This is a genomic window from Halomonas flagellata (genome assembly GCF_022487945.1).
Classification (GTDB): domain Bacteria; phylum Pseudomonadota; class Gammaproteobacteria; order Pseudomonadales; family Halomonadaceae; genus Halomonas; species Halomonas flagellata.
The window spans coordinates 1-603 of sequence record NZ_JAKVPY010000116.1; the positions used below are offsets into that span (position 1 = coordinate 1).

At 52.4% G+C, this 603-nt stretch carries 1 pseudogene; it reads left to right on the forward strand.

The features are described 5' to 3' along the window. Window positions 1-603: pseudogene (locus MKP05_RS21430) on the forward strand (Tn3 family transposase); the annotation flags it as partial.

Below are 603 nucleotides of genomic sequence, written 5' to 3' on the forward strand. Positions count from 1 at the left end.
CGCCATGCTGGCCGTTATCATCCGTGACGCCAGAAAGATTGGGCAGAAAAAACGGCTCCGCTCGCTGAAGGATCTGGATAAATCTGCATTGGCGCTCGCCAGCGCATGTTCGTACCTGCTGAAAGAAGAAACACCGGACGAATCGATTCGTGCTGAGGTGTTCAGCTACATCCCAAGGCAAAAGCTGGCTGAAATCATCACGCTTGTCCGTGAAATTGCCCGGCCCTCAGACGATAATTTTCATGAAGAAATGGTGGAGCAGTACGGGCGCGTTCGTCGTTTCCTGCCCCATCTGCTGAATACCGTTAAATTTTCATCCGCACCTGCCGGGGTTACCACTCTGAATGCCTGTGACTACCTCAGCCGGGAGTTCAGCTCACGGCGGCAGTTTTTTGACGACGCACCAACGGAAATTATCAGTCGGTCATGGAAACGGCTGGTGATTAACAAGGAAAAACATATCACCCGAAGGGGATACACGCTCTGCTTTCTCAGTAAACTGCAGGATAGTCTGAGACGGAGGGATGTCTACGTTACCGGCAGTAACCGGTGGGGAGATCCTCGTGCAAGATTACTACAGGGTGCTGACTGGCAGGCAAATCG